We start from the raw sequence: 23,749 nt of genomic DNA, 5'->3' as shown, positions 1-23,749 counted from the left end.
GCTGATCAGTCCCCCTTGGTAGCTTTCAGGCATGGCTATCAAACTTGAGAACGTGGGTATCGCTGTTGGGGATCTTGAAGCAGCAATCGCTTTTTTCACCGATCTCGGCCTCGTGGTCATCGGCCGTGACACAGTCAGCGGCGACTGGACCGATACCGCCGTTGGACTTGATGGTAACCACGCCAACATTGCGATGCTCCAGACCCCGGACGGGCATGGTCGAATCGAGCTCTTCGAATACATCCATCCCAAAGCGAACGAGACGAACCCGACGCGTCCGAATGACATCGGCATGCACCGGGTGGCCTTCTCGGTCGACGACATCGACAAGGCCCTGGGGGTAGCGGCGAAGCACGGATGCCATCCGCTACGCGGGGTGGCGACCTATGGCGACTCCTACAAGCTCACATACCTCCGCGGGCCCAGCGGAATCCTCGTGATGCTCGCCGAGGAGATGAAGAAAGACTGATACGCAGATCGCGCCTGCCTCTCCGCAATCTGTCTTAGCCGAGGACAGCCCATCCTCGCGGCGGCACCAGGACGGCGTTGCCACCGACGTCGACGGTCGCCTGTCCGGCGACGACGGAGGTGGCGCCCTCGGCGCTGACCCGCTGGGTGTCGTGCGAGAGGTTCAATACGACCACGAGCGCATCGGCGTCAACCGCGATGCGGTATGCCAGCACCTCGTTGGAGAGATGAAGGACGTCCGTGGTGGCACGGTGCAGCCATGGATTCCTTCGCCGCACCCCGATGAGCTCCTGGTGCATTGCGAAGATGGGTCTTCCCACGGTCGAGAGCTGGTTGGGGGAAGAAGGGAATAGCGGCCTCACGTCGTCGTCGCCCCCTGCCCTGTCCTCCTTGACGCCCCGGTAGCCCTGCTCGTCGCCGTAGTAAATGGACGGCGTTCCGCCGACCGTGAGCAGGACGACGACGGCGTGCGGCAGCAGTGCAGCATCGGTTAGCTTGCTCGCGATGCGGGTGACGTCGTGGTTGCCGATGAAGGTCAGCGGTGCGTAGGAGCCCAAGAGCGCGTTGTGCCTTTCGAATGCGGCAGCGAGTTCGAAGAAATTCGCGTCGTTGAGGGAACTCCAGACAGCCTTCCAGAGCTCGTATTGCGTGGCCGAATCGAGTCCGCCGGACCGGACCTCCGCCGCATAGTCGCCGTGGATGTACTCGCCCACGAAATACGCGTCCGGATGGGATGACCGAACGCGGGCCGTGACTGCGGCCCAGAACGACGACGGGACGGCATAGGCGGCGTCGAGCCGCCAGCCGTCCGCACCCCGGCGCAGCCAGTGCTCCATGACATCAACGACAAAATCGGCGACGGCCGGCTCGTCATGGTTGAGCGCCACCAGGTGGCGGTGGCCCTCAAAGTCGCGGTACGCGGGTTCGACGCCGTGTGCGGCACCGCCGGGCCACTCCAGCGAGAACCAGGAAGCTGTGTCCGCCTCCGGCCCGCGTGCGAGGACGTCCTGGAACGGGGCAAAAGAACGCCCGGTGTGGTTGAAGACGCCGTCGAGCAGTATGCGAAGTCCACGCCTGTGTGCCTCGGCAACCAGGGTGTCAAAGTCCTGTTCGGATCCAAGCCGGGCATCGATCCGGAAGTAATCCGTGGTGTCGTAGCCGTGCGTCTCCGACGCGAAGATGGGGCCGAGGGCCAGCCCTGACGCTCCCAGATCCACCGCGTAATCGAGCCACGGGACAAGGTCCAGCAACCGGTGCTCACGGGCGGGTTCCGCCGTCGCGGTCTTCTCCGCGCCGACGAAGCCGAGGGGATAGATCTGCCACCAGATGGCGTGCTGGATCCAGGCGGGTTCGTTCATGGCGATGATGCCTTTCGGTTAGTTCCCGGCCCTGGAGCCAGACGTGCGACGCCGTCACCAGCCTCCGCGCGTCGGCGAATGTCCTTTTCGGGCGTCGTCGGGCATGGCCATTTCGGCGCGCAGGCCCAGGAGCCGGATGGGACGGCCCGCTTCGATCCCCGCTGCCAGGTCCAGGGCCCGCGCAAGGATATCGTCCCGGTCGAATGTCTCGGGAATCTTCCTCGCGTGCGTCTTGGTGACGAACGGAGCATACCGAACCTTGAGGGTCAGCCCAACCACGGGCCGTCCTTCGGCCACAACATCCTCCAGGACACGCGCTGTCAGCTCCCTGACGGCGTCGTCCACCTGCGCGGGATCGGTCAGGTCTGTCTGGAATGTTGTCTCCCGGCTATGTCCGCGGGCAACCCACGGGGTGTCATCCACAAGACTGGCGCCGTCCCCGCGCCCGAGCTCCGCATACCAAGGACCCATCTTGGGCCCGAACTCCGGGACGAGATCCTGGGGGTCGGACGCGGCGAGCTCGGCGACTGTCTTGATGCCGAGCTTGGCCAGCCGGCCCGACACTTTGGTTCCGACACCCCACAGGTCCTTGGTAGGCCGGCCGCCCATGACGTCAAGCCAGTTCCCGGCAGTCAGCCGGAAGACGCCGGCCGGCTTGCCGAAGCCAGTGGCCACCTTGGCCCGGACCAAAGTGTCACCGATGCCCACGCTGCAGTGCAGCTGCGTTCGCACCAGGACAGCGGCCTGCATCTGCCGGGCGTAGGCTTCCGGGTCCTCCGTCTCAATGCCGACAAAGGCCTCATCCCAACCCAGCACCTGCACCGTGGCGCCGGGCTGCTCGCGCAGGGTGGCCATCACTGTTTCAGATGCCGCGAGGTACGCCTCATGATCGACCGGCAGGATCACGGCGTCGGGCACTTTCCTGGCCGCAATGCGCAAAGGCATTCCGGAACCCACGCCGAACGCTCTGGCTTCATAGGACGCCGTGGACACCACCGCCCGTTCTGTGGGGTCACCCCGGCCGCCCACAATGATCGGCTTGCCCTCGAGTTCCGGCCGCCGGAGCACCTCGACCGCCGCGATGAACTGGTCGAGATCGACATGCAGCACCCACCGGATTCCGCTCACGCCACCAGTCTGCCCTAAACGTCCCTGGCAGGCACCGACTTCTCCAGCGCATCGTCGTCCCAGGACCAAGCGCTGACTTCGTCACACGACCGCACGCAGCCATCGCCGCGGTTGCCCGGTGACGCGTCCTTTAGGATCGAAGTTCGGCCGTCAACTGATCAGGTGGAACCATGAGCCCGTCCATGTCTTACCCGCGCGGACCCCGGCTCACCTTTCGTGATTTCGAAAAACCGGACATCGCAGCTGTTCACGAATACACCTCGGACCCCGAAGTAACCCGCTGGTCCGCATGGGGCCCGAATACCCTGGAACAGACTGCTTCCTTCGTCGAGTTTGCCGCGCAGCAGCACGCCAGCCCGGAACGATCAGCCTTCACGCTAGCTGCCGTGCTGGACCGGGACCCGATCGGCTCGGTGTCCATCTGGACCACCGATCCGCACGACCGCAACGGCGAACTGGGCTACACGTTTCACCGTGCGTACTGGGGAAACGGCTACGCAACCGAGGCTGTAGGCCAACTACTGCTATTTGGCTTCACCACGCTCCGGCTGGAGCGCATCAGTGCCACCTGCCATCCGGGCAATGCGGGTTCCATTCGCGTCCTGGAAAAAAGCGGGTTCACCTTGGAAGGGCGGCTGCGTTCGCACCGGCTGGTCAACGGTGTCCGCCGGGATTCCCTGCTCTTTTCCGTCCTGCCCGGCGAACACCAATAACGACGCGTCCTACTCCTTCCGCCGCACCACCAGGCCGGTGGCGGCGGGAGCCCCGCCGTCAGGCCCTGCCACTGCCTCGAGGCCCTCGACGGTGAGTTCGTTGACGTCGGCCGCGGTGTCCACGAGAACGGTGTCGCCATCCGTGATCGTTCCGGCCAGGATGGCCTTGGCCAGGCGGTCGCCGATCTCGCGCTGCACCAGCCGGCGGAGCGGCCGGGCACCGTAGGCGGGATCGAAACCGGAGAGTGCCAGCCAGGCGCGGGCCCCCTCGGACACTTCCAGGGTGAGCCTGCGGTCATGCAGCCGCTTTCCAAGTTCGGCCACCTGCAGTTCCACGATGTGCGACAGCTCGTCCACGGTCAGGGCATCGAACAGGACCACTTCGTCCAGCCGGTTCAGGAACTCCGGCTTGAAGGAGGCATTCACGGTGGCCATGACGGCGTTCCGCTTGGCATCAGCGGAGAGCGTCGGGTCCACCAGGAACTGGCTGCCCAGGTTCGAGGTCAGGACCAGGATGACGTTGCGGAAGTCCACGGTGCGGCCCTGGCCGTCGGTGAGGCGGCCGTCGTCGAGCACCTGCAGGAGGATGTCGAAGACTTCCGGGTGGGCCTTCTCCACCTCGTCGAGCAGGATCACCGAGTACGGCCGCCGGCGGACGGCCTCGGTGAGCTGCCCGCCCTCCTCGTAGCCGACGTAGCCCGGAGGGGCGCCGACGAGCCGGGCCACCGAATGCTTCTCGCCGTATTCGGACATATCGATCCGCACCATGGCGTGTTCGTCGTCGAACAGGAAGTCCGCGAGCGCCTTGGCGAGCTCGGTCTTACCCACGCCGGTGGGGCCCAGGAATAGGAACGAACCCGTGGGCCGGTTGGGGTCGCTGATGCCGGCCCGGGCACGCCGCACGGCGTCGGACACCGCGGTCACGGCCTTGGACTGGCCGATCAGGCGCTTGCCCAGCTCCTCCTCCATGTGCAGAAGCTTCTGGCTTTCACCCTGCAGCATGCGTCCGGCGGGAATGCCGGTCCAGGCTGAAATGACCTCCGCGATGTCATCGGCGGTCACTTCCTCAGCCACCATCTGCGCGGGTTTGTCTGCCGCTGCTTCGGCGGCTGCGGCGGCAGCCAGTTCGCGTTCCACTGCCGGGATTTCACCGTAGAGCACCCGCGACGCCGTCTCCAGATCGCCCTCACGCGCGGCCTTATCGTAGGCGGACCGCAGTTCATCCAGCTTCGCCTTGAGGTCACCCACCCGGTTCAGGCCGGCCTTCTCGGCTTCCCACCGGGCATTGAGAGCGTCCAGCTCCTCGGTCTTGTCCGCCTTGTCCGCGCGCAGGGCAGCGAGGCGCTCCACTGAAGCGGCGTCCTTCTCGTTCTCAAGGGCCAGCTCCTCCATGGTGAGCCGGTCCACGGCGCGGCGCAGCTGGTCGATCTCCTCCGGCGCGGAGTCGATCTCCATGCGCAGCCGGGAGGCAGCCTCGTCCACCAGGTCGATGGCCTTGTCCGGCAGCTGCCGGCCCGAAATGTACCGGTTGGACAGAGTGGCGGCTGCCACCAGCGCAGAGTCGGCGATGGTCACCTTGTGGTGCGCCTCGTAGCGTTCCTTCAGGCCGCGGAGGATGCCGATGGTGTCCTCCACGCTCGGCTCGCCCACATACACCTGCTGGAACCGGCGCTCCAGGGCAGGGTCCTTTTCGATGTTCTCGCGGTACTCATCCAACGTGGTGGCGCCGATCAGCCGCAGCTCGCCGCGAGCCAGCATGGGCTTGAGCATGTTGCCCGCGTCCATGGAGGACTCCCCCGTGGCGCCGGCACCCACCACCGTGTGGATCTCGTCAATAAACGTGACGATCTGCCCCTCGGAGTTCTTGATCTCCTCCAGGACAGCCTTCAGGCGTTCCTCGAATTCGCCGCGGTATTTGGCGCCGGCCACCATGGACGCAAGATCCAGGGCGATCAGGGTCTTGCCGCGCAGGCTTTCCGGGACGTCATTGGCCACGATCCGTTGGGCCAGGCCTTCCACCACGGCCGTTTTGCCCACGCCGGGCTCACCGATGATCACCGGGTTGTTCTTGGTGCGGCGGCTCAGGACCTGGATGATGCGGCGGATCTCGGTGTCGCGTCCGATCACGGGGTCCAGCTTGCCCGACCGCGCCATCGCAGTGAGGTCAGTGCCGAACTTCTCCAGGGACTGGAACGTGTTCTCCGGATCCGGGCTGGTGACCTTCCGGTCGCCGCGGACACCCGGCAGGGCGGCGAGCAGCGCTTCATGGGAGGCGCCGGCGTCGCGCATTAACCTCCCGACGGCGTCACTTCCGGCGGAGAGTCCCAGCAGCAGCACTTCGGTGGACACAAAGGTGTCACCGAGGCGCTCGGCCTCGTTTTTGGCGTTCTGGATTGCCTGCAGGGCGGGGCGGGACAGCTGGGCCTGCTGCGTTGAGCCGCCCGATGTAGCCGGCAGCGCCTTGATGGCGCTGCTCGCCTGGACACTGACGGCGTCCGGGTCGGCGCCCGTGGCACGGAGGAGTGCGACGGCCACACCTTCCCGCTGGTCCATCAGCGCCTTGAGCAGGTGGGCTGGTTCAACCTGCGGATTCCCTGCCGTGGAGGCGTTCATGGCTGCAGCCGAAAGAGCCTCCTGGCTCTTGGTGGTGAATTTGACGTCCAAAGAGAGCTCCTTCCGGGAAGTGCATATTTGCTAAGTTGAGTCTACTACGCTCAACTTTGAACCGCGCAACACCGGGAGCATTTTTGCCCACAGCGAACCCGGCTTCCGTGGCCTCCTGGCGGCAGCCTGGGAAGTAGTGTCCTTGCACTGTATCGCCGCCCATTGGATCAACCTAGGATCGATGTGTGACCGGGGACCACAGCTCCGCCGGCGCACTTCAGCGGAGGTTTGCCATGAAGAAGTTTGCCGTTCTTTACATCGCACCCCAGTCAGCCCAGGCCCAGATGGCGCAGAGTTCGCCGGAGGCCGCACAGGAGGGCATGAAGGCGTGGATGGAGTGGGCGGACCGTGCCGGAAGCGGCATTGTGGACATGGGCAGCCCTTTGGGAGAAGGCCGGGAAATCACCGCTACAGGCGCCTCCGAGGTCAGCAGCAGCAACCATGTTGGCGGATACGGCATCCTGCAGGCCGAGGACCTCGCAGGCGCCGAGTCGCTGCTCGAAGGACACCCGCACCTCATGATGCCCGGCGCCAGCATCCAGGTCTACGAGTTCCTCGAACTGCCGGGGATGTAGGGGGCGTCAGGCCGCCGGGTAGCCTGCGGCGGGCTTGGTCTCGATGTAGTTGATGACCAGGAACTCCCCCGCCGGGACCAGTTCCACGTACCAGCGGGTCGGCTTGTCCAGGTCCTCCCAGCTGCCCTGACCGGCCATCACGGGGCGGTAGACGGCGTCGAACTTCAGGAACGTCCCGCTGTCCGTGGCGCTGGAATCTATCTCCTGGAGGAGTTCGAACGTCCCGCGCCCGCTTGCTTCGGGTTCGGCACGACGTACGGCCGCGAGGTTCTGCTGGTTCATCGCCTTCACGGAGGCAAAATATTCCTGCCAGGCCACATCGCTGTGCGTGGTGAACAGGGTGGTCGAGTAGGCCTCCGCGTTCCTGGCCGCGAGCCGCTCAACGCAGTTTTCCGGGACGGCTGTGCCGGGACTCCACGCCGTGACCAGCTCGGAACCGGCGTTGAGCCAGCCGCTGTAGGCGTTCAGGACGCTGCCGATCGTCTCGCGGGGAGTGCCCAGCGGGATACGGACCGGGGTCAGGTACACCTCGGCAACGAACGGGCACTCGGGCGGCAATACGGACACGGGACTGGCCGGCGCGATGTCCGGCAATGGCGTCGGCGACGGGAACAGGCTGCAGCCGCTGAGGCCTGCCAGGAGCGCGAGTGCGGCAGCCGCCGTCGTAATTTTTCTCATCTTGTATCCCCCAATACCGCCGCCGCATTCGGACGACGCTGACCAGCCTACCCCTGCCGGGAGTGCGGGAAGTGAGAGAGCGTCGGCAAAAAACCCGCATTAAGTGAGAGAGCGTCGGTGGTTAGGCGGGGTAGATGGCCACGGCACCGGCCTTGATCACGAAGTACACGCGCATCCCTGGCGCGAGCCCCAGATCGGCCGCAGCCTCCGGGGTGATGTCCGCACTCAGCTGCCCGCTGTCGCCCCCGCGGACGCGGACCTGGTCCCCGTGCGGCTCCAGGTCCGTGATGGTTACCGGGAAGGCGTTGCGCGGGCTGCCGTGCGCTTCGGACAGGAAAACGGAAACGGCCGACGGCGGGAAGACCGCCACCCCCGGCAGTCCGGCGGGCAGCGGGCCGGGAAGGTCGCGGTGCTGTCCGTAGAGGCTCAGCCCGCCAGCCTGAAGGCCGTGTTCCGTGACCTCGCCGGCCAGAAAATTGAGCCCGGCGAGCCCGGCGGCGAACCGGCTGCGCGGCCGCTGCAGGACCTCCCGGGTAGGGCCTTCCTCGCTGATCCGGCCGTTCTCAAGGACCACCACGCGGTCGGCCAGCATCAGGGCATCGAGGACGTCGTGCGTGATGATGATGGCCCGGCGGCCGGCCAGCACACGTTTGAGCAGGCGCCGGAGCAGCGGCGCGGCATGGATGTCCAGTGCGGCCATCGGCTCATCCAGCAGCAGGAGCCCCGGGTCTGCGGCAAGCGCCCGGGCGACTGCCACCCGCTGCGCCTGGCCGCCGGACAGCTCCGCCGGGCGCCGGGCCTGGAGGTCTGTCGCCTCCACCTCAGCCAGCCACCGCAGCGCTGTTTCCCTGGCGGCCTGTTTCGAGGCGCCGGCGCTCCGGGGCCCGAACGCCACGTTGTCCAGCACGTTCAGGTGCGGGAACAGCAGGGGCTCCTGGGCCAGGAGAGCGGTGCCGCGGCGGTGCGGGGCCGTCCATTGCCCGCGTCCGTCGGTGAGGTCAAAAAGGGTCCTGCCGTCAAGCTCCGCCCTGCCCGAGTCCGGGTGCAGCAAGCCCGCGACGACGTTGAGTAGCGTGGATTTTCCTGCACCGTTGGCCCCCATCACGGCCACCGTTTCAGCAGGTCCGAGGTGGAGGGACACGTCGAAACCGCGCTGCTCCACGGCTGCCTGGACCCGAAACGTCACCGGACTGCACCGCCCGCGGCGACCGTCGGCGTCGTACTCTCCGCGCTTGCGGACCTGCCCGCGCGGGGGCTGCGGTACGCGAGCGCCACCACGGCCACGGCGACCGCAACAAGGACCAGGGAAAGCGCGACGGCGGCATCGGCGTCCGTCTCGCGCTGCAGGTAGATTTCCAGCGGCAGGGTCCGGGTCACCCCCTGCAGGCTGCCCGCGAACGTGAGGGTGGCGCCGAATTCGCCGAGGCTGCGCGCGAATGAGAGGACGGCCCCCGACGCGAGTCCGGGCAGCACCAGCGGAAGCGTCACCCGGCGCAGGACAGTGCCGGGACCGGCGCCGAGGGTGGCGGCCACGGCTTCGTATTTGGCCCCGGCGATGCGCAGCGCACCTTCGAGGCTGACCACCAGGAACGGCAGCGCCACAAAGGTCTGGGCGAGCACCACGGCTGTGGTGGAGAAAGCGATCTGCAGGCCGGCCACCTCCAATGTCCTGCCCAGCAGGCCCTGCCGGCCGAACGTGTACAGCAGCGCGATGCCGCCCACCACCGGCGGAAGGACCAGCGGCAGGAGGACCAGCGAGCGCAGGACCCGCTGGCCCGGAAAACTGCCGCGGGCCAGCACCAGCGCGAGCGGGACACCCAGGACGATGCACAGCACGGTGCTCGCTGCCGAGGTGCGCAGGCTCAGGCCCAGCGCTGTCAGCGAGGATTCAGACGTGACCAGCGGGATGAAGTTGGCCCAGTTGACCTTCGCCACCATGGCCGCCAGCGGAAGCACCACGAGCAGCGCCCCGGCTCCCGCGACGGCGTAGATCCAGCCTGGAATGCCGGTGTAGGTAACCGCTTTGCGGGCCGTCATGGCACGCCTCACGGTTTGCCGAAACCGGCTGCAGCCAAGGCCGCCTGGCCTTCGGACCCGAGGACGAAATCCACAAACGCGTCCGCCGCGGGTTTGTTCCGGGCGCCCTTCACGGCGGCGATGGGGTACGTGTTGACGGCGTTGGCTGCCTCCGGGAACGGGATCTCCTCCGCCTTGTCGCCGGCGGTTTTAGCGTCGGTGACATAGACGAGCCCGGCATCGGCCTCCCCCGAGGTGACCTTGCCCAGGACGTCGGTAACCGAGGATTCCTCGCTGACCGGGCTGAGGGTGGTGCCGGTTTCCTGTTCAATGGCTGTGGCGGCAGCACCGCACGGCACCTGGCGGGCACAGGCCACCACTTTGACGCCGGCCTTGGCGAGGTCCTTGAAGCCGGTGATACCGGCGGGGTTGCCGGGCGGGACCACGACGGTCAGGGTGTTGGTGGCAAAGTTCCCGGGTTCGCCGTCAGCCAGCCCTTCCCCCTTTAGCTTGTCCATGTTCCGGGTGTCCGCGGAGGCGAAGACGTCGGCCGGCGCACCCTGGCTGATCTGGGTGACGAGGTCCGCGGAGCCGGCGAAGCTGAGGGTGACGTCCGTTCCCGGGTTGGCCGCCTCAAACTTTCCGGCCAGGTCCGTAAAGGCTTTCTTGAGGGAGGCGGCCGCGAACACGGTGAGCGTTTTTCGCTGACTTGCCGCGCCGCCGTCGCCCGTTCCCCCCTGGCCGGCTGTTCCCCCCTGGCCCGCCGGGGCGCACGCGGCGAGCACCAGACCCAGGGCAGCCAGGGCAGCGGCCGCGGCGCGCTTCATGCGGAGCCCTTGCCGTGCGGGGTTTCGATGATGACGGTGGTGGCCTTGACCACCGCGGTGGCCACGGAGCCGAGTTCCAGGCCGAGGTCGCGGACCGCTTCGCTGCTCATGAGTGAAACCACCCGGAACGGGCCGCACTGAAGCTCCACTTGCGCCATGACTTTGTCCGCAGTGATGCCCGTGACCAGGCCGACGAACCGGTTGCGCGCGGAACTGCCGCTGCGGTGGGGATCGTCGGGAAGCTGGGCGAGCTTCTGCGCGTGCCTGGCCAGTTCCAGGCCGTCCACTGCCAGGCGTCCGGCGTCGTCCTTTATGGCGGTGAGGCTGCCGTTGTCCGTCCAGCGCCTGATGGTGTCATCGCTGACGCCGAGGAACCGGGCCGCTTCGGAAACGCGAATCGTGGGCATTTGCCCATAATAGTCCGCATTTGCGTCTCCTTCCCTAGGTGAGGCTCTCCGGAAGGTGTTCCGGTCCGGGCGGGAGGTCTCTGTTGGCCGGGCCATGGATGACGGTGCCGTCAACGGCGAAGCGGGAACCGTGGCAGGGGCAGTCCCAAGTGGTGTCGGCAGGGTTGAACTCGACAGTGCAGCCAAGATGGGTGCAGATGGCGGACAGGGAATGGATGATTCCGTCGGCGTCTTTGTAGACGGCGGTACTTTTGCCTGCAACGTCAAGGACCGTTCCCTCGCCGGGGGCCAGCGTGATCCGGTCCGGTGTCACCGGGCTGGCTTCCCCGGACTGGTTCGAGTCGTTTTCCGCTTCTGAAACGTTTTCCGGGGAGGCTGTGCCTTCCGGGGTGGCTGTGCCTTCCGCGGTGGCAGGGCGGTCCGGGGTGGCAGGGCGGTCCGGCGTTGCCCGGTTGCTGTCGAACACCGCGGCCCAGGGGTTAACCCTCCCGCTGATGGTGTCGGCCAGGATGAGGGCGGCAGCTGTTCCATTGGTCAGGCCCCATTTGCGCAGCCCGGTGATGACGTACACGTGCCGGGCATCGGCGGACATCAGCCCGACGTAGGGCAGCCCGTCCACTGGCATGTTGTCCTGGGTTGACCACCGGTAGGCGACGTTGTTCACGCCGAGCCTGTCACGGGCGAAGGCGGCCAGCCTGTTGTACCGGCCGGCGGTGTCGCCCGCCTCGGACACGGGATGGCCTTCGCCGCCCACCAGCACGTAATTCCGGCCGCCGGCACCGGCGTCGGCGCTGACAGTAAGGATGGAACGCATCGGTTCGTCCACGCTGATGAATGTAGCGTCCAGCGGCGGCCCGTCCACGCGTCCGGCGACGATGTAGGAACGGTGCGGCCGGCACCGTGAGCCGAAGGCGCCGTCGTCGCCGAACGGCACGTTTGTGGCGACGATGATGTTTCGCGCACGCACGCTGCCGCCCTCGGTGTCCACCACGCCCGGGCCGGCGTCGTGAACCTGCAGCGCGCGGGTCTGCTCGAAAACGAAGCTGCCGTCGCCGTGGACCGCGCGGGCCAGGCCCTGGAGGTACTTGACCGCATGGATCTGTGCCTGCCCGTCGAAGCGGACCGCGCCCTTGACCGGGAACGGCAGCGGCACGTCCGTGGTGAACGCCGAGGGAAGGCCCAGGCGGGCGGCGAGGGCGGCTTCGGCACGGACACGCTCCAGGGCGTCGTCGGTTTCGGCGTAGGTGTAATTGCTGACCACGCGAAGGTCACAGTCGATGCCCTCCTCAGCCACCACCCGCTGTATGTGGCCGATCGCCGCCTGGTTGGCCTCGCCGTAGACGCGCGCCGTCCCTGTGCCGTGGATGCGGTCAAGGTCGGTATAGGCAAGCCGGTGCAGGGAGGTGACCTTACCGGTGGTGTGGCCGGTGACACCGGTCCCAACGCGGGCCGCCTCCATGACAGCGACAGTTCGCCCGGCCCGTTTGAGCGCCAGCGCGGCCGTCAGCCCTGCGATGCCGGCCCCGATCACCGCTACATCCGCCTCCAGATCCCTGTCCAGAGCCGGATAGCCGGTGTCCTCCGCGGAAGCGAGCCAGAGGGATTCCGGTTCCCCTTCGAGGTCACCGCCTGGTGCGTCCATCTAAACCTCCCGATGCCCGTGGGCGCCTGGCCATAGGTGCTGATCATCCCCCGTCCCCGGCGGAATATCAACGCTTCCGGCACGCTGCACGCTGCGGAGTAACCGCAGGTCAGCGGATGACTATAGAAACTACCCGGGCGGCCGTCCTACGCTATGGGGAGGGGAGGGGCCGCAGTCGCTGAGGAGCGTTTGTGATGAAGTGGATTAAGCCTGACAGCCCCGATTTTGACCAGGCCCGCAAGGTCTTCAACGCCATGATAGACAGGCGCCCGGCCATCATCGCCCAGTGCTCCAACGACGAAGACGTGGCCGAGGCCCTCTTATACGGCCGCGGGATTTCCCTCCCGATTGCCGTCCGGGCCGGCGGGCACTCGGTGGCGGGCATGTCCACGAACGACGGCGGCCTGGTGATCGACGTCCGGCCCATGAAATCGATCGACGTGGACCCGGAGTCCGGCATCGTCACCGCCGGCGCGGGCGTCACCTGGGGCGAGTTCGACCGCGCCACCCAGGAGCACGCGCTTGCGGTCACCGGCGGGCGCGCGTCCACCACCGGCATCGCCGGTTTCACGCTGGGCGGCGGGTCCGGCTGGCTGGAACGCTCCTACGGCTTCGCCTGCGACAGCCTCGTCTCGGTGAACCTGGTGACGGCCGACGGCGACAGGGTCACCGCGAGTGCCACACAGAATCCGGAGCTTTTCTGGGCCCTGCACGGCGGCGGCGGGAACTTCGGCGTCGCGACGTCCTTTACGTTCCAGGCGCACCGCCTGAGCCCCGTGGTGCATGCCGGGATGTGGCTGTGGCCCGGCGAGGAGGCCCGGGATGTCTCGCGTGCGTTCCGCGACCTGGCCCTCGCGGCACCGGACGGCGTGGGCTTGGGGCTCCTCTACGTGACCGCACCCGCCGAACCCTTTGTGCCGGAGCGGATGGTCGGAAAGATGGCCCCGCTCATCGTTTACGTCTACGCCGGAGATCCCGAGGAAGGCTCCGAACACGCCAGGCCGTTCCGCGAACTCGGCCCGGCCATCGACCTGGTAAGTGACACACCCTACGCAGACTTCAACGGCTCCCTGGATGACCCGCCGGACCACTACAACTACTGGAGCGCGGACTATCACGACGAACTGCCCGATGCCGCCCTGGACCTCTTTGTGGACTCGGCCCGGAACCTCCCCGATGCCACCTCACAGCAGCTGATCGCCCGCTGGGGCGGCGCCGTAGGCGGTAACGCGGCCGCGGCCACTCCGCTGATCAACCGCAATGCCGCCTGGGTCAGCCATCCATACGGCATCTCCCCCACACCCGAAGAAGGCCAGCGGGCCAAGGCCTGGGTAAAGGATTTCCGCGAGAAAATCGCCCCCTATGCCACCGGCGGGGTGTGGCTGAACTTCATCGGCAACGAGGGGCAGGACCGGATCCGGGCCGCCTTCGGCAACGGCAATTATGCACGGCTGGCCAGGGTCAAGCGCGACTTCGACCCCAAGAACGTGTTCCAAGGCAACCAGAACATCCTCCCGGCGGGCTCCTGATCCTGTGTTTCCCTTTCGTGCCCGTGCGTTCCAGCCCGCAGACCGGCCCGAACTAGACTTCCTTCATGGCGATTTACCTGGATCCGCCCCTGTGGCCTGCCCACGACACCCACTTTTCGCACCTTATCTCGGACACCTCGCTGACGGAGCTGCACGCCTTTGCGGCAGCGGCCGGCATCCCGGAGCGGGCGTTCGACGGCGACCATTACGACGTCCCCGAGCGTCGGTTTGATGACCTTGTGGCCGCGGGCGCCATCCCCGTCGAGGCCCGGATCCTGGTCCGCAGGCTGATCGCCAGCGGGCTCCGCATCCCCGCCCGGCAGCGAAGCAAATCCTTGAAACTGCCGCTCCTGAACCGGTGGGAAAGCATCATGCCCGGCCACGATGCCCTCTTCCTGGACCTGCTGGACCGGTGGGGCGAAGATCACCGCAAGTACCACGGCCGCACCCACCTCCTGGCTGTGCTCGAGGCCCTGGACCTGCTCACCGATCCCGCCGACCCGCCGCGCACCGTGCTGCTGGCAGCCTGGTTCCACGATGCCGTCTACCGCGGGATCGCAGGCCAGGACGAGGAAGAATCGGCGCGGCTGGCCGAGGACCGGCTGGCTGACGCCGGGCTTCCGCCGGCCGAGGTGGAGGAAGTGGCCCGGCTTGTCCGGCTGACCTCTGATCACCAACCGGAAGCAGGGGACGACGACGGCGCCCTCCTGTGCGACGCGGACCTCTCGGTCCTCGGCGGCGAGCCTGAGCCGTACGCCCGGTATGTGGCGGCCGTCCGGGAAGACTACGCGCACATCGGCGACGCCGACTTCGCGGCGGGACGCGCCGCCGTCGTACGCCGGCTGCTGGCACTGGACCCGCTCTTCCACACCGCGCGGGCCCGGGATCTGTGGCTGGCCGCCGCCCGCCGGAACCTACAGGGCGAGCTGGCCTAAGCGTCGCCCGCCCGGACGGTAACGAGTTCTGCGTGCTGCGCGCCGGCTAGCGGTACGCGGTAATGAAGGGCGTGTTGGTGGGCACAATCTGTTTGCCCAGCGGCATCAGGCTCACCGGAATGAGCTTCAGGTTGGCAATGGCCAGCGGGATGCCGATGATGGTGATGGCCATGGCGAAGGCCGTCACCACATGGCCAATCGCGATCCAGATGCCCGCCACCACCAGCCAGATGACGTTGCCCAGGAGCGAGAAGACGCCGTTCCCGCCCGGCTTGTCCACCACCATCCGTCCGAACGGCCAAAGCGTGTACGCCGCAATCCGAAACGAGGCGATGCCCCACGGGATGGTCACAATGAGCAGGCAGCAGATGATGCCGGCCAGGAAGTACCCCAAGGCAAGCCACAGTCCGCCGAAAACCAGCCAGATGATGTTGAGCAGTGTCTTCATCTGTCCATTGTGCCCCGCGGGGTCCGACAACAACGTAGGGGTCTGCCCTGATTGTGCCCTGAAATCCCGGCCGGGATGGCCCTGGCGGACTACCCCTTGGCAGCCTTCACGAAAGCGCTGATCTTCTCCACGTCCTTCACCCCACGCGAGGCCTCGACGCCGGAGGAGACGTCCACGCCCCACGCACCGGAGGCTGCGGCGGCCTCGCGGACATTGTCCGGGCTCAGCCCGCCCGCCAGCAGCCAGTTACGGCCCTGGAGCTCGGTGACGTCCGCCATGGAGGCGTAGTCCCAGGTCTCTCCGGAACCGGGAACGGCGGCGTCGATCAGCAGGACATCCTCACCCCAGTCGGCGAACGCGTCCGCAGTGGCTGCCATGGTGATCGCCCGGATCAGCTTCATGCCGGCGTCATGCACCGTTTTGACGTCTTCAGGGGTGACGTCGCTGTGGAGCTGGATCCACTCGAGTCCGGCGGCGCGGGCGATTGCAAGGGCGTCGGCCACAGGTTCGTGCCGGAACACTCCGATGGCGGCCACTCCGGCAGGCACGTCGGCCAGGAGGCCGGAAACCTGGGACGGTGAGACCGCCCGCGGGCTCGCGGTCAGCACAAACCCAACGGCGTCAGCCCCGGCCTCGACGGCAGCGCGGACCGATTCCGATGTACTGAGACCACATATTTTGACGAACATTCCGGGCTCCTTCAGGCTGTCTTCGCAGTGTCCCCCGGGAGGACACTAGCAGGGAATAGGGGCCGCGCCGAGAGGTGCCGCCTCAGGGGCCCGACAACACGCGCTCCAGCATGCTCCGTCCGGCCTGTTCGAAGGCGGCATCCCCCACCTGGTTGGCCCAGACCACCGTGCCGATGGCCTGGTTCAGGTGCTCCAAACGCCAGAGGTCCGCCTCGCGGGCTCCCACCATCCGTGCATAGCCGTCATAAAACGCCGCTTCCAGTTCGGGCCTGCCAACGAACTGCTGGTGGCTGAGCCGCACGAGGTCGTGCACCCACGGACGCTTGTCCGCCCGGCCAAAATCGATGACCTTGACCTGCCCGTTCTCCTGGAGCCAGTTCCGCGGCTGGTAATCGCCGTGCGTGGTCACGAGCTCCACGGCACCCGGGTCGAGCGCCTCCAGCTCCCGCGCGAGGCTACCGATCTGCCCTTCCGGCACGAGCCCGTGGGCGCGCTTCATCCAGGAGCGGGTTTTGGCCCTTAGGGCCCTGGCATAGTGGCCGGAGACCCCGGCCGGCCGGTGGATTTTCTGCAGGAGTTCCCCGGCCTGGCGGTACGTTTCCGGGGCATCTTCGGCCGGTGTGCCTTCCACAAGGGTGCCGCGCAGGAACTCCGTCACCAGGATGCCGGCCTCCGCAGAGGCGTGCCGCAGTAGGGGAACCCGGCCAGTCAGCCCCTCGAATCCGACCCCGTGGGCTGCGATTTCGCGGCGGATATGGTGACTGGTGGTGCTCGCCTTGATGACGAATTCGTCGCCGCGGGGCGTGGCAACGTGGAGGACTGCGGTGTCCTGCAGGGGCCAGCTGTAGTCCCCCACCACGCTGAATGTACCGAGCCAGGATGCCAGTAGCCGGCGCTGCTCGTCAGTGATCCTTGGGCACATCCACTCAGCATGCCACGCGTGGACCGGCCTGCCGACGAACTAGGCTGGACGGATGGAGATCATCCGCTTCGCAGAACTCAGGTCCGAACCGTGGCGCAACGGCGGCGGGGTAACCCGCGAACTGGCCAGCCATCCCAAGGCAGCCTCCGCGCAGGACGGCGCCTGGGACTGGCGCGTCAGCATCGCAGATCTCACCAAGGCCGGCGACTTCTCGGCGTTCCCGGGCATGGAACGGGTCCTGACCGTGGTGGACGGCGAGCTGCTCCTGCTGACGGTGGACGGTGCCGAGCATCCGCTGGAAAAGTACCGGCCGTTCCGCTTCTCCGGCGAAGCTGCTGCCCACGGCGCCCTGCCCACCGGCGACATCCGGAACCTCAATGTCATCACACGGGCGGACTCGTTCAAGGGGTTCACGTCCATCATCGAGCTGTCCAAGAAGCGCGCGCATCCGGTCTTTGAGGGCCAGCTCGCGGTCCTCCTGCAGGGGCAGGCCACCGTCAGCCCGGGTGCCGCCGAGGCTACGGAAAACGCCGAAGACGGCGGCACAGCCGCCGCCCCAGCGGAACCCGAGGCACTCAACCGCTATGACGCCGTAGTGGGTTCCGATGTCCGCTCCCCCGAGATTCTGGGCCGCGGCTTCCTGGCAGTCGTTTCGATCGATCGCGTGGCGGGCTGACGCGGCTGCAGGCTAGCCTCGCCTTCGTTATCTGAGCCTTCCCACACTGGTCAGCCGCTGGCGGCGCTCCTAGACTCGGGCTATGACTTCCACCCCCTTTAATGCGCTCCTGTCCACCCAGATCGGCAACGAATTCGCGGCCTCGCAGCAGTACATTGCCGTGGCCACGTGGTTCGCCAACCAGGATCTCCCGCAGCTGGCCCGCTACTTCTACCGCCAGTCCGTGGAGGAACGGAACCACGCGATGATGATGGTGCAGTACATGCTGGACCGCGACATCGAATTCTCCATCCCTGGCGTCCCCGCCGTCCGCAACGACTTCTCCTCGGTGACCGAGCCGCTGGCCCTGGCGCTGCAGCAGGAGAAGGAAGTGACGGGCAACATCGAGGCCCTCTTCCGTGCCGCCCGCGCCGAGGACGACGCCCTGGGTGAGCAGTTTATGCTCTGGTTCCTCAAGGAGCAGGTGGAGGAGGTCGCCTCCATGACCACCCTCCTGAACATCGCCGAGCGTGCGGACAACCTGTTCGACATTGAGAACTTCATCGCCCGCGAGACCATCGGCGACGGCGGCCGCGATTCCTCCGCCCCTCCGGCGGCCGGCGGCGCGCTCTAGCCTCCCCCTCCCCCAACTGAGTAGCGCTATCTGTCGTTTTGCGCGTCCAAAACGACAGATAGCGCTACCTACTTGGGCCCGGACCCCGGCGGTGAGGCTGGCCACCAACCCGGCCACCCGCCGTCGGGGTTTGCTACGCTGGAAATCAAGGCCCCGCAAACGGGCCTCCGGACGACGGTTCAGTACCCGGCACGCGACAAGACTGGCCAAAGGATCTTGTCATGCCGTGGTTAATCCTCATTCTTTCCGGGGCGCTCGAGGCCGTCTGGGCCGCGGCCCTGCACCGGACTTTCCAAGCCACCGGCCGGCGCCGCATCGCCCCCGCGCTCCTGTTCCTTGTCTCCGTCCTCGCCAGCATGGCCGGACTCGCCTTTGCCATGCAGACCATCCCCACCGGGACGGCGTACGCCGTCTGGGTGGGCGTGGGCGTGGTGCTGACCTCCGCCTACGCCATGCTCACCAAGGCTGAACGCCCGACGACGGCGCGCCTGCTGCTGCTCACCGGCATCGCCGCGTGCGTGGTTGGCCTGAAGGTGGTGGCATGATGACCAAGCGTTCCGTTGCATGGCTGCTGCTGCTGGCCTCCGCCGTCCTCGAAGCCGTCTGGGCCGCCGCTTTGGGCCTGTCCAATGGCTTCACTTTGCCCGTCCCCACACTGGTTTTCGCCGTTACGGCCACGCTGAGCATGATCGGCCTCGGCCTGGCCATCCGCAGCATTCCCCTCGGCACCGCCTACGCCGTCTGGGTGGGAATCGGGGCGGCCCTGACGGTGGGCTGGGCCATGGCCACCGGCGTCGAACCCTTCAGTGTCCTGAAGGTGCTGTTCATCGCCGGGATTGTGGGCTGCGCAGCCGGGCTGAAGTCCCTGCCGGCGGACACCAAAGCCCGGGAGAAGCAGCCGGTCTAGGCTTTTGCCATGGACTCCCCCGAAATCACCCTGGCCATAGATGCGCTGAGGCACCGGCTCGACGGCGGTGGGCACGCCGGTAAGCTTGACGGCGGACGCCGGATCCTGCTGGGCATCACCGGCGCACCGGGCTCCGGCAAGTCCACGTTCGCGGCCCGGCTGCAGCAGGAGTTCGGCCCGGACCTGGCCGTCGTGGTGCCCATGGACGGCTTCCACCTGGGCAACGCGATCATCGACGGAACCCCGCTGCGGCAGCGCAAGGGCGCCATGGACACGTTCGACGTCGGCGGGTATCTTTCGCTGTTGCAGCGGTTGGTGCGCCGGGACGAGTCGGTGGTCTACGCTCCCGAGTTTCGGCGGACTCTTGACGAGCCCGTGGCCGCGTCCATCGCCGTCCCGGCGGCTGTTCCCCTGGTGATCACCGAGGGTAACTACCTGCTGGCGGACACTCCTGAGTGGAAGCAGGTCCGGGCCCAGCTGGACGAGGTCTGGTTTATGGACACGCCTGCGGCCCTGCGGCTGGCCCGACTGGCGGACCGGCACGTGGAGTTCGGGATGGACCGGGCTGCCGCGCAAGCCTGGGCATCGGGTCCCGATGAGGCCAACGCCGTGCTGATCGACGCCATGCGCCAGGGAGCTGACCGGATCATCCCCTGGGGCTAGGTTTTTCTCATCGAGCGGCGACATCTCGGCGCTAAGCGTCGCCCAAGGCACCGAGACCTCGCCACTGGATGGGTGGGCGCGGAATACCTCTGCACACGGCGGGGTTCTTGGCTGGGAAACGCACCGCCTCAAGAGCCCCCAACGAACGGAGCACACTCATGACTGGACCATCGGTACACCTCGGCGACGGCCTCAACGTCAGCCAACTCGGCTTCGGCGGCATGGCCCTCACGCCGGTCTATGGCGAGGTTGATCCGCAGGAGGCCCTCACAACGCTGCACCATGCCGTGGACGCCGGCGTCAGCTTCATTGACACCGCGGACATCTATGGCGGGGGCAGCAACGAGGAACTCATCGCGCAACTGCTAAAGGACCGGCGGGACGAGGTGCAGCTTGCCACCAAGTTCTCCCTCGTTGGCACGCCGACGGACGGCTACACGGAGATCCGGGGCGACGCCGCCTACATCCGGCAGGCCGTGGACCGCAGCCTGAAACGGCTCGGCACTGACGTGATCGACCTGTACTACATGCACCGCCGTGACCTCCGCGTTCCGATAGTGGAAACCGTGGAGGCCATGGCGGGGCTGGTACAGCAGGGCAAGGTCAAACACCTTGGCCTGTCTGAGGTGACCGCGCAGGAGCTTGCCGAAGCCCACGCGGTACATCCGATCGCCGCAGTGCAGAGCGAGTGGTCCATCTGGAGCCGCGACGTGGAACGCAACGTTGTTCCGGCCGCGGCCGCCCTGGGCGTGGGCTTTGTGCCGTATTCGCCGCTGGGCCGGGGATTCCTCACCGGCACCGTTGACGCGTCCAGCCTCGGAGCGCAGGACTTCCGACGCCGGATCCCCCGTTTCGCAGAGGATGCCGCCGACGCAAACCAGGCAGTGGTGGCCACCGTCCGGGCGGTTGCTGCGGAGCTTTCCGCAACACCGGCGCAGGTGGCCCTGGCCTGGCTGCTGGAACAGGGGAAGCGCCTGAACCTGCCCGTCGTTCCCATCCCCGGCACGCGCAAAACGCACCGGATCGACGAGAACCTGGGTGCCCTGTCCCTTGCCTTTACCCCGACGCAACTGGCGGCGCTGGACCAGGCCGCGGACGCCGTCGTCGGCTCCCGCTCGGCGGATCCCACGTGGGTGTCCCAAGGCCGCGAATAACAGGGCCATGCCTAGACTGAAGCCCATGGACACGCTCATTCACGACCTACAGGACATCACCATCCGCCGGATTTCGGTCAGCGAGATGGACAACAATGTGTATCTCCTGACCGCCAAAGCCAGCGGCGCGCAGGTGCTGATCGATGCCGCGGATGATTTTCCGGCCATCCGGCACCTGCTGCGCGACGCCGCCGCGGACACCACGGCAACGCCCGCGCTGAAACTGATCGCCACCACGCACCAGCACTGGGACCACGTCCGCGCGCTGAAGGAGCTTGTGGAGGCAACCGGAGCACGCACCGCTGCCGGAACAGACGACGCCGAGGCGCTGCCAGTAGGAGTGGACGTGCTGCTCAGTCACGGCGACGTGGGCAACTTCGAGGGCTTCGACTTGACCGCCGTGCACCTGCGCGGGCACACGCCGGGATCCATCGCGTTTGTCTACCAGGACCCTGCCGGGCCCGCGCACATCTTCGCCGGGGATTCACTCTTCCCCGGCGGCGTGGGCAACACCCAGAAGGATCCCGAGCGGTTCACCCAGCTGATTAATGACGTCAGCGAGCGGCTGTTCGACGCTTACCCGGACGCCGCCCTGGTGCACCCGGGCCATGGGAAACCCACCACCCTCGGCGCCGAACGCCCGCACCTTGACGAGTGGCGCGCCCGCGGCTGGTAGGCCGGTAAACAACCAATCGAGTGCTCCGTAACTGCCGTTATGAACCTTCTAAACGGCGGTTACGGAGCACTCGATGGTGTTTAGAACGGTTGGGGCCTAGCGGCTGCGGCGTTCGTTCGAAGCCGGAGCTGACGCGCGGCGGGGGCCGCTGCGGGCCGGACGGCCGCTGCCGCCGTTGCCTGCGTACGATCCACCCGACGTACCACCGGTGTTGGAGGACCAGACAGCCTTGTTGCCGGCGTTGCCGCCGCTGGCTGCACCCGCGCCTGCGGAGCGCTGGCCGGACCCACCGGTCCGGCCAGCTGCCCCTGCACCTGCGGTGCGGGCGCCGGCTGCGCGCTGGCCCGTTGCCGGACGGCCGTTACGCTGGCCGCCGGACGACGCCGGACGGCCGGAGGAAGCCGGACGACCGGTTCCGCCGCGGGGAGCATCGCTGCGGGTGATGCGGGAATCCGTGCGGCCCTCAGAGCTGCGTCCGTCTGAACCGCGGCCGGCCGATGCACGGCCACCTGCCCCGGGGACGTCGTTGCGGTGCGTTGAACCAGTGGTGCCGCGGGCGTTGCGGCGAGCAGCGGCGGCCGCAATGGCGCGGTCCTCGTTCTGCTCTGCCACGCGGTCAAATGCTGCGCGTGCCTCGGTGCGGCCTTCGTAAGCCACGGCGCGGCGCTCTGCACGGGGCAGATCGGTGCGGGGAGCCTCGGCGGAGACGCGTCCACGTCCGCCGCGGCCGCCGCGGCCACCCGCGGTCGGAGCGGCCTGGCCACTCCGGCGGGCGCGCTTGCGCTCGGCGTTGGCGCCGGTGGAGCTACCGCCGCCCTGCTGGCTGGCCTTGGTGGCCAGCAGTGCCGCACGGGTGCGGGGATCGATCTTGTCGGCCATTTCGCCCACGAGGTCAGCGACCAGCGGGGAGTTGGCGGTGACGCGCTCGAAGTTAACCTCGACGCCGGCAGCCTTCATCAGCTTCTTGACGTCGCTCTGCTGCTCCGGGAGGGTCAGCGTCACAACGGTGCCGTCCGAACCTGCGCGGGCGGTACGGCCTGAGCGGTGCAGGTAGGCCTTGTGCTCTGTGGGCGGATCCACGTGGATCACCAGTTCGACGTCGTCCACGTGGACGCCGCGGGCGGCGACGTCGGTGGCCACCAGGACGCGGACGTCGCCGGAGGAGAACTCGGCCAGGTTGCGGTCACGGGCGTTCTGCGAGAGGTTGCCGTGCAGATCGACGGCGGGGATCCCGGCGTCGGTCAGGGTCTTGGCGAGCTTGCGGGCGTGGTGCTTGGTCCGCATGAAAAGTACGCGGCGGCCGGCACCGGAGGCGAGCTCGACGATCAGCTGCTTCTTGACGGTCTGGTCGTTCACTACCAGCACGTGGTGTTCCATGGTGGTCACCGCGGCCTGCGGATCATCCACGGAGTGGGTCAGCGGGTTGGACAGGTAGCGCTGGACGATCTTGTCCACGCCGTTGTCCAGTGTGGCGGAGAAGAGCAGGCGCTGGCCCTGGCTGGGGGTCATGTCCATGAGCTTCTTGACCACGGGCAGGAAGCCGAGATCGGCCATGTGGTCGGCCTCGTCCAGGACGGTGACCTCAACGGCTTCGAGGGTCAGGATGCGCTGGCGGATCAGGTCCTCCAGGCGGCCGGGGCAGGCGATGACGATGTCGACGCCGGCGCGCAGGGCCTTTTCCTGGCGGGCCTGGGAGATGCCGCCGTAGATCACGGTGGTGTTCAGGCCCATGGCCTTGGCCATCGGCTCGATGGTGGCGTTGATCTGTGTGGCCAGCTCGCGGGTCGGTGCGAGGACCAGGCCCATGGGGCGGCCCGGCTTGCGGAAGTGCTTGGCTTCCCGCTCAGCGAGTCGTGCTACAAGCGGGATGGCGAAAGCGATGGTCTTGCCGGAGCCGGTGCGGCCGCGGCCCAGGACGTCGCGTCCGGCCAGGGTGTCCGGGAGGGTCTTGACCTGGATGGGGAACGGCTCAACAATTCCCTGGGCGGTGAGTGTCTCGGCAAGGGCCTTGGGCGTGCCGAGGGCAGCAAAAGTAGTCATATATTTCAAGGTCTTTCAGGC

Annotated in this window: 25 protein-coding genes and 1 riboswitch; of the genes, 12 read left to right on the top strand and 13 right to left on the bottom strand. The window is 67.3% G+C overall.

The genetic code is table 11. The annotated features are described in order from the left end of the window. Window positions 1-31 precede the first annotated feature (31 nt). Entirely contained in the window at window positions 32-469 is a 438-nt protein-coding gene (locus GUV69_RS16805) for a VOC family protein (RefSeq protein ID WP_164204476.1), read from the top strand. 34 nt (window positions 470-503) lie between these two features. Here the strand turns inward: GUV69_RS16805 and GUV69_RS16800 are convergent, their stop codons facing one another. Together GUV69_RS16800 and GUV69_RS16795 are read right to left on the bottom strand one after the other, a co-directional pair. Then, on the bottom strand, window positions 504-1,826 hold the full coding sequence (locus tag GUV69_RS16800) for an alpha-amylase family glycosyl hydrolase (protein WP_164204474.1): 1,323 nt from the start codon (window positions 1,824-1,826) through the stop codon (window positions 504-506). A 54-nt stretch (window positions 1,827-1,880) separates the two neighbouring features. Then, window positions 1,881-2,954 carry a DNA polymerase IV gene (locus tag GUV69_RS16795; RefSeq protein ID WP_488759616.1) on the bottom strand — a complete coding sequence of 358 codons (1,074 nt, stop codon included), beginning with the start codon at window positions 2,952-2,954 and terminating at the stop codon, window positions 1,881-1,883. A gap of 170 nt (window positions 2,955-3,124) precedes the next feature. Here GUV69_RS16795 and GUV69_RS16790 point away from each other — a divergent pair, with 170 nt between their 5' ends. Further along, window positions 3,125-3,667, top strand: a complete 543-nt coding sequence (locus GUV69_RS16790; protein WP_208786662.1) for a GNAT family N-acetyltransferase — start codon at window positions 3,125-3,127, stop codon at window positions 3,665-3,667. A 9-nt stretch (window positions 3,668-3,676) separates the two neighbouring features. On the opposite strand, the gene clpB is transcribed toward GUV69_RS16790, so the two are convergent. After that, window positions 3,677-6,331, bottom strand: a complete 2,655-nt coding sequence (gene clpB, locus GUV69_RS16785; protein ID WP_164204472.1) for an ATP-dependent chaperone ClpB — start codon at window positions 6,329-6,331, stop codon at window positions 3,677-3,679. A gap of 233 nt (window positions 6,332-6,564) precedes the next feature. On the opposite strand from clpB, the gene GUV69_RS16780 reads away from it, so the two are divergent. Beyond that, a complete protein-coding gene (locus GUV69_RS16780) occupies window positions 6,565-6,906 on the top strand; it encodes a hypothetical protein (RefSeq protein WP_164204470.1) in 342 nt (113 codons plus the stop codon). A gap of 6 nt (window positions 6,907-6,912) precedes the next feature. On the opposite strand, the gene GUV69_RS16775 is transcribed toward GUV69_RS16780, so the two are convergent. The 6 genes from GUV69_RS16775 to GUV69_RS16750 form a co-directional block, all read right to left on the bottom strand. Continuing rightward, the gene (locus GUV69_RS16775) at window positions 6,913-7,584 is read right to left on the bottom strand and encodes a hypothetical protein (protein WP_164204468.1); all 672 of its coding nucleotides are present in this window, start codon (window positions 7,582-7,584) and stop codon (window positions 6,913-6,915) included. 121 nt (window positions 7,585-7,705) lie between these two features. Beyond that, window positions 7,706-8,770 (bottom strand): sulfate/molybdate ABC transporter ATP-binding protein, encoded by a 1,065-nt coding sequence (locus GUV69_RS16770; protein ID WP_164204466.1) that lies wholly within the window; start codon window positions 8,768-8,770, stop codon window positions 7,706-7,708. After that, complete coding sequence (locus GUV69_RS16765; RefSeq protein WP_164204464.1) at window positions 8,767-9,621, bottom strand: ABC transporter permease; 855 nt, start codon at window positions 9,619-9,621, stop codon at window positions 8,767-8,769. Before GUV69_RS16765 ends, GUV69_RS16770 begins: the two co-directional genes overlap by 4 nt. An 8-nt stretch (window positions 9,622-9,629) precedes the next feature. Beyond that, entirely contained in the window at window positions 9,630-10,427 is a 798-nt protein-coding gene (modA, locus tag GUV69_RS16760) for a molybdate ABC transporter substrate-binding protein (protein WP_164204462.1), read from the bottom strand. After that, entirely contained in the window at window positions 10,424-10,834 is a 411-nt protein-coding gene (locus GUV69_RS16755; protein ID WP_164204460.1) for a TOBE domain-containing protein, read from the bottom strand. Before GUV69_RS16755 ends, modA begins: the two co-directional genes overlap by 4 nt. Window positions 10,835-10,868: 34 nt before the next feature. Next, entirely contained in the window at window positions 10,869-12,476 is a 1,608-nt protein-coding gene (locus GUV69_RS16750; protein ID WP_164204458.1) for an FAD-dependent oxidoreductase, read from the bottom strand. A gap of 194 nt (window positions 12,477-12,670) precedes the next feature. Between GUV69_RS16750 and GUV69_RS16745 the strand changes: the two genes are divergently transcribed. Next, window positions 12,671-14,005, top strand: coding sequence for an FAD-binding oxidoreductase (locus GUV69_RS16745; RefSeq protein WP_164204456.1), 1,335 nt, complete (start codon window positions 12,671-12,673; stop codon window positions 14,003-14,005). 65 nt (window positions 14,006-14,070) lie between these two features. After that, complete coding sequence (locus tag GUV69_RS16740) at window positions 14,071-14,940, top strand: DUF4031 domain-containing protein (protein WP_164204454.1); 870 nt, start codon at window positions 14,071-14,073, stop codon at window positions 14,938-14,940. A gap of 46 nt (window positions 14,941-14,986) precedes the next feature. Here the strand turns inward: GUV69_RS16740 and GUV69_RS16735 are convergent, their stop codons facing one another. The 3 genes from GUV69_RS16735 to GUV69_RS16725 all read right to left on the bottom strand — a co-directional run bounded on the left by GUV69_RS16735 (window position 14,987) and on the right by GUV69_RS16725 (window position 16,999). Then, a complete protein-coding gene (locus GUV69_RS16735; protein ID WP_164204452.1) occupies window positions 14,987-15,388 on the bottom strand; it encodes a YccF domain-containing protein in 402 nt (133 codons plus the stop codon). An 89-nt stretch (window positions 15,389-15,477) separates the two neighbouring features. Continuing rightward, a complete protein-coding gene (locus GUV69_RS16730; protein ID WP_164204450.1) occupies window positions 15,478-16,077 on the bottom strand; it encodes a phosphoribosylanthranilate isomerase in 600 nt (199 codons plus the stop codon). 82 nt (window positions 16,078-16,159) lie between these two features. Further along, window positions 16,160-16,999, bottom strand: a complete 840-nt coding sequence (locus GUV69_RS16725) for an aminoglycoside phosphotransferase family protein (protein WP_164204448.1) — start codon at window positions 16,997-16,999, stop codon at window positions 16,160-16,162. A 52-nt stretch (window positions 17,000-17,051) separates the two neighbouring features. On the opposite strand from GUV69_RS16725, the gene GUV69_RS16720 reads away from it, so the two are divergent. From GUV69_RS16720 to GUV69_RS16690, 7 genes are all read left to right on the top strand, one after another. After that, on the top strand, window positions 17,052-17,675 hold the full coding sequence (locus GUV69_RS16720) for a HutD/Ves family protein (RefSeq protein ID WP_164204446.1): 624 nt from the start codon (window positions 17,052-17,054) through the stop codon (window positions 17,673-17,675). A gap of 82 nt (window positions 17,676-17,757) precedes the next feature. After that, entirely contained in the window at window positions 17,758-18,288 is a 531-nt protein-coding gene (locus tag GUV69_RS16715; protein ID WP_164204444.1) for a ferritin, read from the top strand. A gap of 145 nt (window positions 18,289-18,433) precedes the next feature. Beyond that, window positions 18,434-18,499, top strand: a riboswitch (guanidine-III (ykkC-III) riboswitch). A gap of 10 nt (window positions 18,500-18,509) precedes the next feature. Next, window positions 18,510-18,833 carry a DMT family transporter gene (locus tag GUV69_RS16710; RefSeq protein ID WP_164204442.1) on the top strand — a complete coding sequence of 108 codons (324 nt, stop codon included), beginning with the start codon at window positions 18,510-18,512 and terminating at the stop codon, window positions 18,831-18,833. Continuing rightward, on the top strand, window positions 18,833-19,195 hold the full coding sequence (locus GUV69_RS16705) for a DMT family transporter (RefSeq protein WP_164206680.1): 363 nt from the start codon (window positions 18,833-18,835) through the stop codon (window positions 19,193-19,195). Before GUV69_RS16710 ends, GUV69_RS16705 begins: the two co-directional genes overlap by 1 nt. Window positions 19,196-19,204: 9 nt before the next feature. Then, complete coding sequence (locus GUV69_RS16700; RefSeq protein WP_164204440.1) at window positions 19,205-19,858, top strand: nucleoside/nucleotide kinase family protein; 654 nt, start codon at window positions 19,205-19,207, stop codon at window positions 19,856-19,858. 158 nt (window positions 19,859-20,016) lie between these two features. Further along, window positions 20,017-21,012 carry an aldo/keto reductase gene (locus tag GUV69_RS16695; RefSeq protein WP_164204438.1) on the top strand — a complete coding sequence of 332 codons (996 nt, stop codon included), beginning with the start codon at window positions 20,017-20,019 and terminating at the stop codon, window positions 21,010-21,012. A 25-nt stretch (window positions 21,013-21,037) separates the two neighbouring features. Beyond that, window positions 21,038-21,688 carry an MBL fold metallo-hydrolase gene (locus GUV69_RS16690; RefSeq protein WP_164204437.1) on the top strand — a complete coding sequence of 217 codons (651 nt, stop codon included), beginning with the start codon at window positions 21,038-21,040 and terminating at the stop codon, window positions 21,686-21,688. 96 nt (window positions 21,689-21,784) lie between these two features. Here GUV69_RS16690 and GUV69_RS16685 read toward each other — a convergent pair whose 3' ends face one another. Further along, on the bottom strand, window positions 21,785-23,728 hold the full coding sequence (locus GUV69_RS16685; protein ID WP_164204435.1) for a DEAD/DEAH box helicase: 1,944 nt from the start codon (window positions 23,726-23,728) through the stop codon (window positions 21,785-21,787). Between the last annotated feature and the right edge of the window lie 21 nt (window positions 23,729-23,749).

It is taken from the genome of [Micrococcus luteus] ATCC 49442, from assembly GCF_010367585.1.
Classification (GTDB): Bacteria; Actinomycetota; Actinomycetes; order Actinomycetales; family Micrococcaceae; genus Arthrobacter; species Arthrobacter luteus_A.
The sequence above is the reverse complement of the archived record's forward strand: the minus strand, read 5'-3'. Positions and strand labels throughout refer to the sequence as shown.

Bases quoted from the DNA above. Each gene is read 5' to 3' on its own strand.
- GUV69_RS16805 (WP_164204476.1), top strand. From the start codon at position 32: ATGGCTATCAAACTTGAGAACGTGGGTATCGCTGTTGGGGATCTTGAA.
- GUV69_RS16800 (WP_164204474.1), bottom strand. From the start codon at position 1,826: ATGAACGAACCCGCCTGGATCCAGCACGCCATCTGGTGGCAGATCTAT.
- GUV69_RS16790 (WP_208786662.1), top strand. From the start codon at position 3,125: ATGAGCCCGTCCATGTCTTACCCGCGCGGACCCCGGCTCACCTTTCGT.
- GUV69_RS16780 (WP_164204470.1), top strand. From the start codon at position 6,565: ATGAAGAAGTTTGCCGTTCTTTACATCGCACCCCAGTCAGCCCAGGCC.
- GUV69_RS16775 (WP_164204468.1), bottom strand. From the start codon at position 7,584: ATGAGAAAAATTACGACGGCGGCTGCCGCACTCGCGCTCCTGGCAGGC.
- GUV69_RS16765 (WP_164204464.1), bottom strand. From the start codon at position 9,621: ATGACGGCCCGCAAAGCGGTTACCTACACCGGCATTCCAGGCTGGATC.
- modA (WP_164204462.1), bottom strand. From the start codon at position 10,427: ATGAAGCGCGCCGCGGCCGCTGCCCTGGCTGCCCTGGGTCTGGTGCTC.
- GUV69_RS16755 (WP_164204460.1), bottom strand. From the start codon at position 10,834: ATGCCCACGATTCGCGTTTCCGAAGCGGCCCGGTTCCTCGGCGTCAGC.
- GUV69_RS16750 (WP_164204458.1), bottom strand. From the start codon at position 12,476: ATGGACGCACCAGGCGGTGACCTCGAAGGGGAACCGGAATCCCTCTGG.
- GUV69_RS16745 (WP_164204456.1), top strand. From the start codon at position 12,671: ATGAAGTGGATTAAGCCTGACAGCCCCGATTTTGACCAGGCCCGCAAG.
- GUV69_RS16740 (WP_164204454.1), top strand. From the start codon at position 14,071: ATGGCGATTTACCTGGATCCGCCCCTGTGGCCTGCCCACGACACCCAC.
- GUV69_RS16735 (WP_164204452.1), bottom strand. From the start codon at position 15,388: ATGAAGACACTGCTCAACATCATCTGGCTGGTTTTCGGCGGACTGTGG.
- GUV69_RS16730 (WP_164204450.1), bottom strand. From the start codon at position 16,077: ATGTTCGTCAAAATATGTGGTCTCAGTACATCGGAATCGGTCCGCGCT.
- GUV69_RS16725 (WP_164204448.1), bottom strand. From the start codon at position 16,999: ATGTGCCCAAGGATCACTGACGAGCAGCGCCGGCTACTGGCATCCTGG.
- GUV69_RS16720 (WP_164204446.1), top strand. From the start codon at position 17,052: ATGGAGATCATCCGCTTCGCAGAACTCAGGTCCGAACCGTGGCGCAAC.
- GUV69_RS16715 (WP_164204444.1), top strand. From the start codon at position 17,758: ATGACTTCCACCCCCTTTAATGCGCTCCTGTCCACCCAGATCGGCAAC.
- GUV69_RS16710 (WP_164204442.1), top strand. From the start codon at position 18,510: ATGCCGTGGTTAATCCTCATTCTTTCCGGGGCGCTCGAGGCCGTCTGG.
- GUV69_RS16705 (WP_164206680.1), top strand. From the start codon at position 18,833: ATGACCAAGCGTTCCGTTGCATGGCTGCTGCTGCTGGCCTCCGCCGTC.
- GUV69_RS16700 (WP_164204440.1), top strand. From the start codon at position 19,205: ATGGACTCCCCCGAAATCACCCTGGCCATAGATGCGCTGAGGCACCGG.
- GUV69_RS16695 (WP_164204438.1), top strand. From the start codon at position 20,017: ATGACTGGACCATCGGTACACCTCGGCGACGGCCTCAACGTCAGCCAA.
- GUV69_RS16690 (WP_164204437.1), top strand. From the start codon at position 21,038: ATGGACACGCTCATTCACGACCTACAGGACATCACCATCCGCCGGATT.
- GUV69_RS16685 (WP_164204435.1), bottom strand. From the start codon at position 23,728: ATGACTACTTTTGCTGCCCTCGGCACGCCCAAGGCCCTTGCCGAGACA.